General features: G+C 70.6%; 8 protein-coding genes and 1 tRNA gene. 5 read left to right on the top strand and 4 right to left on the bottom strand.

The annotated features are described in order from the left end of the window. Together ACWIBS_RS10010 and ACWIBS_RS10005 are read left to right on the top strand one after the other, a co-directional pair. A partial coding sequence (locus ACWIBS_RS10010) for a hypothetical protein (protein ID WP_454136920.1) occupies positions 1 to 227 on the top strand: 227 nt, incomplete at its 5' end. A gap of 428 nt (positions 228 to 655) precedes the next feature. Beyond that, entirely contained in the window at positions 656 to 1,054 is a 399-nt protein-coding gene (locus tag ACWIBS_RS10005) for a YccF domain-containing protein (protein ID WP_376131412.1), read from the top strand. Between the two features lie 26 nt (positions 1,055 to 1,080). Here ACWIBS_RS10005 and ACWIBS_RS10000 read toward each other — a convergent pair whose 3' ends face one another. From ACWIBS_RS10000 to ACWIBS_RS09990, 3 genes are all read right to left on the bottom strand, one after another. Further along, a complete protein-coding gene (locus ACWIBS_RS10000) occupies positions 1,081 to 2,061 on the bottom strand; it encodes a hypothetical protein (RefSeq protein ID WP_376131415.1) in 981 nt (326 codons plus the stop codon). Positions 2,062 to 2,221: 160 nt separating this feature from the next. Further along, entirely contained in the window at positions 2,222 to 3,001 is a 780-nt protein-coding gene (locus ACWIBS_RS09995; protein ID WP_376131418.1) for an ABC transporter permease, read from the bottom strand. Next, complete coding sequence (locus ACWIBS_RS09990; RefSeq protein ID WP_376131421.1) at positions 2,998 to 4,020, bottom strand: ATP-binding cassette domain-containing protein; 1,023 nt, start codon at positions 4,018 to 4,020, stop codon at positions 2,998 to 3,000. The genes ACWIBS_RS09995 and ACWIBS_RS09990 overlap by 4 nt, the downstream gene beginning before the upstream one ends. Before the next feature lie 61 nt (positions 4,021 to 4,081). On the opposite strand from ACWIBS_RS09990, the gene ACWIBS_RS09985 reads away from it, so the two are divergent. Next, positions 4,082 to 5,074: a helix-turn-helix transcriptional regulator gene (locus tag ACWIBS_RS09985; protein ID WP_376131424.1), complete on the top strand. Its 993-nt coding sequence runs from the start codon at positions 4,082 to 4,084 to the stop codon at positions 5,072 to 5,074. A gap of 97 nt (positions 5,075 to 5,171) precedes the next feature. After that, positions 5,172 to 5,247, top strand: a tRNA-Met gene (locus ACWIBS_RS09980). A 213-nt stretch (positions 5,248 to 5,460) separates the two neighbouring features. Here ACWIBS_RS09980 and ACWIBS_RS09975 read toward each other — a convergent pair. Continuing rightward, a complete protein-coding gene (locus ACWIBS_RS09975) occupies positions 5,461 to 6,720 on the bottom strand; it encodes an MFS transporter (RefSeq protein ID WP_376131427.1) in 1,260 nt (419 codons plus the stop codon). A 619-nt stretch (positions 6,721 to 7,339) separates the two neighbouring features. Between ACWIBS_RS09975 and ACWIBS_RS09970 the strand changes: the two genes are divergently transcribed. Next, positions 7,340 to 8,113 carry a DUF222 domain-containing protein gene (locus tag ACWIBS_RS09970; protein ID WP_454136917.1) on the top strand — a complete coding sequence of 258 codons (774 nt, stop codon included), beginning with the start codon at positions 7,340 to 7,342 and terminating at the stop codon, positions 8,111 to 8,113. The last annotated feature ends 33 nt before the right edge of the window (positions 8,114 to 8,146 follow it).

Genomic DNA, 8,146 nt, shown 5'->3' with positions numbered 1-8,146 from the left:
TACCGGGGGGTCGCGCCGCCCTCCCGCCCGCCCCCTCGCCCGCCCACCCCCTCACCGCTTCATTGCAGGTGGGGGCCGAGACTGCGGGGTTCACCCGCAGTCTCGGCGCGCCGTTGCAGTCTCGCGGGGATGAGTGGGGATGCTGCGGGACGGTCGGCGTCGTGCTGCTGATCACCGGCGCCGTCGCGCTGCTCCGTCGCGTGCAGCGCCGCGGCGCGGCATCCTGATCGGGCCCTCGTTCGTTCGCCTCATTCTGACCCAGCCCTCACGGCTCGTTCGCCACTCTGCCGCTGCGCGTCCGGCCGTTCCGTTGCCTCACTCTGCTGCTACGCCCCCAGAACCACAGCAGACTGAGCCAAGTGAACCCCGCGCACGCACGCTCATTCGCCTCACTCCGCGCCCAGACTGCCAGGACGCCGACAGAGTGAGGCAATCGAGTTCCGGGGCCGCCCCCTGGAGCGCACGCAATTCAGCCCAGCTCTCGGTTGCCTCATTCTGCGGCCGATCGCCCGCCACAGCAGCAGAGTGAGGCAAGTGAACGTCCGCCCTCCGCGTTCACTTGCCGCAGATGGCCTTCGATGCGCTGGCTGGGGGCAGACTGAGGCGCACGAACCTCCCGGGGCGGCTCACAGGCCGACGCACCACAATGGTCCTCGTGCGCGTCATCCTCAACATCATCTGGCTGATCTTCGCGGGCTTCTGGCTCGCGGTCGGCTACGTCGTCGCCGGCATCCTGCTCTGCATCCCGATCATCACGATCCCGTGGGCGATCGCGTCGTTCCGCACCGCCAACTACGTCTTCTGGCCGTTCGGCCGCACGGTCGTGCCCAAGCCGACCGCGGGCGTCGGATCGTTCCTCGGCAACGTCCTCTGGGTGATCCTCGCGGGATGGTGGCTCGCCCTCGGACACATCCTCTCGGGCATCGCGCTGTGCATCACGATCATCGGCATCCCGATGGCGATCGCCGACTTCAAGATGGTGCCGATCTCACTCATGCCGCTCGGCAAGGAGATCGTCTCGACCCGCAACGGCGCGTTCGACCGCACCGTCTGACCGTCGTCCGGTCGGATCCGCCCGAGTCAGCGACGGACGGATGCCGCGGGCTGGCGGGACAGCGCCAGCACGAGTCCGACGGCGCACAGCGCTGCTCCGAGGCCCGCCGCGAGCCAGGCCGCTGCCCCGGGCACCTCGACATACGACGCGACACCCAGGCCCGGCGGCAGGAATCCCAGCTCGCTGTGCCACAGCGCGAGCGCCCGATCCAGCCCCACGACGGCGAGCGCGACGGCCGGCACGACCAGCCCACTGCCCGCTGAGGCGAGCACGATCCCGATCGCGCGACGCGCGCCGAACTGCACCGACGTCGCCCACACGCCCGCGACGAACACCCACAGCAGCAGCCCCAGGGCAAGCACGATGTAAGGGAACCGCAAGAGGGCAGACTCCCACAGCGTCGACCAGTAGCCACCGGGGCCGACGACCGACACCACGGCGAGCGAGAGCACGCAGCGCAGCACGACGACACCGCCGACGGCGGCCATGAGGGGGTACGGCGAGCGACCGGGACCGACGAGCAGCCGCGCGACGGCGGCGAAGACGACCCACGCGCCGATGTCGACGGCGAGATAGCTCCAGGACAGGAACGACGTCTGCACCGCCCGCGTCGCGACCAGGAGCCCGACCGGCACGACCACGAGCAGGACCCGGTCGAGAGTCAGCATCCCGAGCGTCGACTCGCGGGCACGCCACGGTCTCGTCGAGGCGAGCCAGGTCGCGCGCGCGGCCGCGGCGCCGGGGCGCCGGACGAGGCGCGTCTGCGCGGCGAGCATGCCGATCAACAGCCAGGCGAGAGCGAGCACGAGCAGCACGCGAGCCGCCCACGCCATCGCGACGTCACGGTCGGCGCGCGCGGCATCCGGCGCGAGGTCCAGGGCGGACGGGGTGAACTCGGCCGCCGATGCCGGGCTCGCGCCCAGCGCGGCTCCGGCGATCGTCCCGACGGCCACGAGCGTCAGGGCAGTGGCGACAGCGGGGATGTCCCTCCGCCTCGCCGTCACCATTCCCCGAGCCTAGTGCGGTGCGAGACCCCGTTTTCACCGGTCTCGGCGCGCCGTAGGCAGGAAGCCGGGTCACCGTGCAACGCATGTCGCATCGGCGGGTCGGTGCACGCAACATCGGTTCCTGCCTGCCGCGCGGCATCCACCGCGGAGGCGGTCTGGATCAGCTCGAACGCCGCATGGCTCGGATGCCGACCCACAGCCCCACCGCGGCGAGCACGATCGCCGCGACCCACCCCCACACGACCGTGAGCGACGCCAGATCGCCCGCGAACAGCGCCCGCTCGGCCTGCACGACCCAGTTGACCGGGTTGACCGTCGCGACGACGCGCATCCACGCCGGACCCTCATCGAGCGGAAGCAGCATGCCCGACAGGATCAGCAGCGGAAAGATCAGGGTCTGCTGCACGCCCCAGAACAGCCACTCGCGGTCCTTCGTCTTCAGGGCGAGCGCGTACGACAGCGACCCGAGCCCCACGCCGAACACGGCGAGCAGCGCGAGCCCGATGACGAGGCCGGGCACATCGATGCGGAACCCGAAGGGCCACGCGATGAGCACGATGATCAGCGCCTGCACGACGATCGGTGCGATCTCCTTGAGGGCGCGCCCCACGAGCAGGGACGAACGCGACAGTGGAGCGACGAGCGTGCGCTCGTGCGAGCCCGTCATCATCTCGTACTGCAGGTTCGACCCGACCGCCCCCGTGCCGAACAGCACGATCATGACGACGACACCGGGCACGAACCACTGCAGCGTCTCGCCGACGGGCTGACCCGACGAGCCGATGAGCAGTGGGGCGAACAGTCCGAGGAAGACGAGCGGCTGCACGAGGCTGAAGATGAGCGTGAACGGGTCGCGCAGGACCGGCTTCAGCTCGCGCGTGAGGACGTTCCACGTGTCGCGGGCGGCGTTCGCCCGCACGGCGGTGTCGGTCGTGGTCATCTCTGGGCTCCTGTCTTCTCGGTCTGTTCGTCGTCGGTGACGGGCTCGCCCTCGCCCGATTCGCGCAGTGTGCGTCCCGTGAGCGCGAGGAAGACGTCGTCGAGGGTCGGCGGCACTCCCGTCGCGCGCTCGACGCGCACTCCCGACGCGTCGAGCGCGCGCACGGCCGCGGGCAGGAGCGCATCCCCGTCGGGTGCTGTCACGGTGATGGATGCCGCGGGCCCGTGTCGCACCTCGCGGTCGGTCAGCCCCTGCACGACGGCGACCGCCCGCGCAGCATCCGTCTCCGTCGCGAACCCGAGGGTCAGCACGTCGCCGGCGAGGTTCGCCTTGAGGTGGTGCGCCGTGTCGTCGGCGATGACCCGTCCTTTGTCCATCACCATGACGCGTTCGGCGTAGCGGTCGGCCTCTTCGAGGTAGTGCGTCGTGAGGAACACGGTCGTGCCGTGCTGGGCGCGCAGATCGAGGATGTGCTGCCACAGGTTCGCCCGGCTCTGCGGGTCGAGGCCCGTCGACGGCTCGTCGAGGAAGATCAGCGGCGGCGCGTGCACGAGTCCGAGGGCGATGTCGAGGCGGCGCTTCTGGCCGCCCGACAGCTGCTGCACGGAGCGCATCGCGAACGGAGCGAGGTCGAGGGACTGGATGAGATCGTCGGCGCGCGCGCGGGATGCCGCCGCCGACATTCCGTAGAACGCGCCCTGGCTGAGCAGCTCATCGCGCACGCGCTGCGCGAAGCTGCCGCTCGTCAGCTGCCCGACGTAGCCGATGCGGGCCCGCACGTCGGCGGGGCGGCGCAGGATGTCGAAACCGACGACGCGTGCCGTGCCCGAGGTCGGTGGGATGAGGGTCGTCAGCATGCGCAGGCTCGTCGACTTGCCCGCGCCGTTGGGGCCGAGGAAGGCGACGAGCTCGCCCCGCGCGACCCGGAAGGTGAGGTCGGTGACCGCCTCGACGGTCTGCTTCTTGACGGTGAAGCGCTTGGTGAGACCCTGCGCTTCGATGATCGGTTCGTTCGTCATGCCGCGACGGTACTTCGCTACCCGGCCAGCTTCTGTCCGCAATGTCCGGCATTCTTGGAGCATGTCCGATACGACGACGCGCGCGCTCTCGCTCCTCAACATGTTGCAGACGCATCGGCACTGGCCGGGGTCCGAGCTCGCCTCCCGGCTCGGGGTGACCGAGCGCACCGTGCGCCGGGATGTCGAGCGACTGCGTGACCTCGGGTACCGCATCGAGTCGTCGCCCGGTGCATCCGGGGGGTATCGACTCGAGGCCGGCAGCGCGGTGCCGCCGCTCCTGCTCACCGACGAAGAGGCCGTCGCCATGGCGATCGGGCTGCGGGTCGCGGCATCCCAGCGTCTCGTCTCGGGGCCCGAGACGACGCTGACGGCGCTCGCGAAGCTCGAGCAGGTGCTGCCCGCTCCGCTTCGTCGACGGGTCAACGCGCTCGCCGAGACCGTGCAGCCGGCGGGCATCAACGCCGGCGCGGCGGTCTCGAGCGAGGTGCTCGGGGAGCTGGCGCTCGCGTGTCGCGACCACGAACGGGTGCGCTTCACGTACACCGCGGCGTCGGGAGAGGTGACGAGGCGGCGGGTCGATCCGCACGCGCTGGCGCCCGCCGACCGGCACTGGTACCTGCTGTGCTGGGACCTCGAGCGGGATGATTGGCGCACGTTCCGCGTCGACCGGCTCGAGTCCGTCGAGCACACTCGTGTGCTGTTCGAGCCCAAGCCCCTCACCCCCGACGAGATCGAGGAGTTCATCCTCGTCGCCCGGTCCTGGGCCCGGCAGCCCGTCGAAGCCGACGCCGTCATGGAGCTTCCACTCGACGAGATGCGCGACTACTTCGGGCAGTGGGGGCAGGGCGCCGAGGCCGAAGACGAGTCGCACACGCGGTGGCCCGTCGGCGGGGCGGACTTCCGCGAGACGATGTACGGCCTGAGCTGGATCCCCGCGGGCGTCGAGTACGCGACCGATCTCGCCGAACCGGCTCGCGGCGAACTCCGCGAAACGATCGAGCGGATGCTGCGCGCCCTGACTTCGCCGCCGCCGGCCCGTCGCGACCGGGGCTGACCACCGGCGCCCCGGGGTGTCGTCATGTGGCGACGCACGGCGACACGTATCGACACATTCCGTCGGCGGGCCGGACGGGATCGGTACCGTGGGGCATCGCGGCGATCCGGGTGGTCCCGGACACCGGCTCATACCCGGTCGTGCTGCGGGTTCGACTCCCGCCGTCGCGTCCACTTTGCAGGCCACTGTGCAGGCCACTGACCGCGAGACTGCATCGGCAGGCCGAGACAGCGGGTGGACCCCGCAGTCTCGGCGGCCCGTTGCGGTCTCGCGGTCGTGGGCGGATGCGGCGGGGGCGGGCGAGTGAGCGCGCTGCGTTCGTTCCTCCCCAGGCCATCAGGGAAGGGGTTTCCCACCGATCGGGAACGGGGGCTCATCTGGGAGTTTCAATGTCGGTGACCCTCGTCAGAATGGACGGCATGAGCACCCCCGCCATTCTCATGCGGCATCCGCCTTGCCGAGGTTCGCAGCAGAAACGGAGCCCCGAGCGTCGCGAACGCAGCCGCCACGATCGCCGTTCCCGCGAGGGCCCAGCCGGGGGTGGCCGCGTCCGTGATGACACCGTAGATGAGGGCGCCGATGGCAGCGCCGAAGTTGATCGCGGTGTTGATCCAGCTGCTGGCCTCGGTTTTCACTCGCGCGTCGGCCAGGTCGTCTGCGGCGAGGTAGCCGACGATGAGGATGGGGGCGAGGCAGAGCCCCGCTAGCGCGAATCCGATCAGGCCGGCCGCAACGCCGCCGATTACGCCCGTGGCGCTCGCGAAGGCGATGAGCGCCCCGACGAGGATGAGCAGCTGGGTTGCGAGCGAGCCGGGGAGGCGGCGGCTGCCGAACAGAAGCCCGCCGAGTGCGCTCGACCCGGCGAACACCGCCAGAAGAACGCCAGCGAGCGCGGGTGCGGCGGCTTCGACTGCCAGAGCCGGGGCTGCAAGTTCTATCGCGCCAAGGATCAGGCCGGGTGCGGTCATCACGAATATGACGGGGACGAACCCGCGCGTGCGCAGCGGAGTGATGGCGGCCGGCGCGGTGCGATCGGTGTGCCGCGATCCTCGCTGGGCGCGGGACAGCCCGCTGAGTACGAACAGGCCGCTCCCTACCGAGACGCACGCCGCGGACAAGATGAGCGCTGCGAGTGGACCGGACACCGCAACGAGAGCGGCGGCGACGAGCGGACCGACGGCGAAGGTCACTTCCTCGGCCACGGCGTCAAGACTGAACCCGCGCGTTCGAAGCGGCCCGGCGGGAAGCGCTGTCGACCACACGACGCGCATCGTCGCACCGAAGGGTGGCGAGGACGCTCCCGCGATGACGCACACGATCAGAAGCACCGTGAGCGGGGCAGTGGGAAGAAGTGCCAGCGCGATGAGAGACACGGCATGGACACCGCCGAGCACTGACAGGATGCGCCGTTGCCCGAAGCGATCGATGAGTCGGGATCTCCAGGGAGTGGCGATGACGTTCGCCAGCCCGAGGGCGGCGGTGATGACGCCGGCGATCGCGAAGGATCCGGTCGCTTCCTCCAGCAGGAAGATGAGGGCCAGGCCGGACGTGGCGAGAGAGAGTCGTCCGATGATGCTCGGAATGAAGGCGGGGCGGATGCCCGGGCTTCTCAGGACGACGCGGTAGGACGGTCGGCGGGTAGACACAGGGATATCTCCGTTGTTCAGCGATCTACGCGCGCGCTGCGCGGATCTTCGTTCGAGGGCCGGCGCGCCGAGGCGCACGAAGCCCCGCCCTGGTCGGTCAGGAGCTGCGAGGGGCGGGGCGCAGGACCGTCAGTGGAACGAAATGATGAAGCTGAACATCACGGCCGAGACTACTCGATGCAGAGCCCCGCGATCTCTCGACGCCCCGCGCCGGCGGTGGCGAGGGTCGCGCGCTGTGTCCACACAGACACCCGCCCCGGGGCGGACACCGTCGCGAGCGACCGTCGCGTCGATCTCCCCCGCCATTGACCGCGAGACTGCATCGGCGGGTCGAGACAGCGGGTGGGCCCCGCAGTCTCGGCGGCCTGTTGCGGTCTCGCGGTCGTGGGCGGATGCCGCGGGGGCGGCGGATGCGGCGGGGGCGGCGGATGCGGCGGGGGCGGCGGATGCGGCGGGGGCGGCGGATGCGGCGGATGCGGCGGGGGTGGGCGGATGCTGCGGGCACGGGCACGGGGATCGCTTCCTCCACAGGGGGGTCTCCGGGCGGGTTGTGCACGGATTGTAATCGGGGTGTCATCTGGGGGTTTGGATGTCGGTGGCCCTGGCCAGAATGGGGGGTATGAGCACCCTTCCTGTCACTCTCGCCCGGTTGGGTGACGCCCTGGCCGGGGTGGTGCAGACCGTGTTCGATGAGGGCGTGTTGCGGGTCGCGAGTGATGACGAGGTGCTGGCGGTGCTCGCGGCGGCGGGGCGGTTGTTGCGGGGTGTGGAGGCGGTGCTGGTCGAGACGGTCGGGCAGGTGCGGGAACGCTCCGATGCGGTCCCGCATGCGGACCGGTTGACCACCCGGTTGGGGTGCCGGTCCGAGGGTGAGCTGGTGCAGCGGGCGACACGGGTGTCTCAGCGCACCGCGGCCGATATCGTCTCCGCAGCGCGGGCGATCGAGCAGCGCACCGCACCGAGTACGGGGGAGCTGCTCCCGGCGGAGCTGCCGGGCATGCGGGAGGTGCTCGTAGCGGGTGAGGTCGGTGTCGACGGGGTCGTCGCGGTGGCCGGCCCGTTGCGGGGATGTATCGCGGGGCGGCAGGCGCTCCTGGCCGCGGATGCGGAGTTGGCTGCGGCCGCTCGCGGTGAGGGGGCGGATGCCGCCCCGCCGGCGTGTGCGGAAGATCTTCGCACGTATGCCACGGTGTGGGCGGTGTTCCTGGATCAAGACGGTACCGAACCCGGCCAGGCGCGGGCGATGCGCAAACGCGGGCTGACCCTCGGGGTCAGCCGTGACGGGCTCGTCCCGGTACGGGGGAACCTGCTCCCCGAGGTGGCCGCGCAGTTGGGCTTGTCAAGATTTCTGTGTAAGTGGGCATCAGCGGGGGTAGTTAGAGGTGGGGGTTGATGCGTTCGGGGTATGCGAGGGCGAGCTGCTCGA

It is taken from the genome of Microbacterium sp. NPDC055442 (assembly GCF_053644215.1).
This window is presented reverse-complemented; position numbering and strand designations above follow the sequence as displayed.

Bases quoted from the DNA above. Each gene is read 5' to 3' on its own strand.
- ACWIBS_RS10000 (WP_376131415.1), bottom strand. From the start codon at position 2,061: ATGGTGACGGCGAGGCGGAGGGACATCCCCGCTGTCGCCACTGCCCTG.
- ACWIBS_RS09995 (WP_376131418.1), bottom strand. From the start codon at position 3,001: ATGACCACGACCGACACCGCCGTGCGGGCGAACGCCGCCCGCGACACG.
- ACWIBS_RS09970 (WP_454136917.1), top strand. From the start codon at position 7,340: ATGAGCACCCTTCCTGTCACTCTCGCCCGGTTGGGTGACGCCCTGGCC.
- ACWIBS_RS09990 (WP_376131421.1), bottom strand. From the start codon at position 4,020: ATGACGAACGAACCGATCATCGAAGCGCAGGGTCTCACCAAGCGCTTC.
- ACWIBS_RS09985 (WP_376131424.1), top strand. From the start codon at position 4,082: ATGTCCGATACGACGACGCGCGCGCTCTCGCTCCTCAACATGTTGCAG.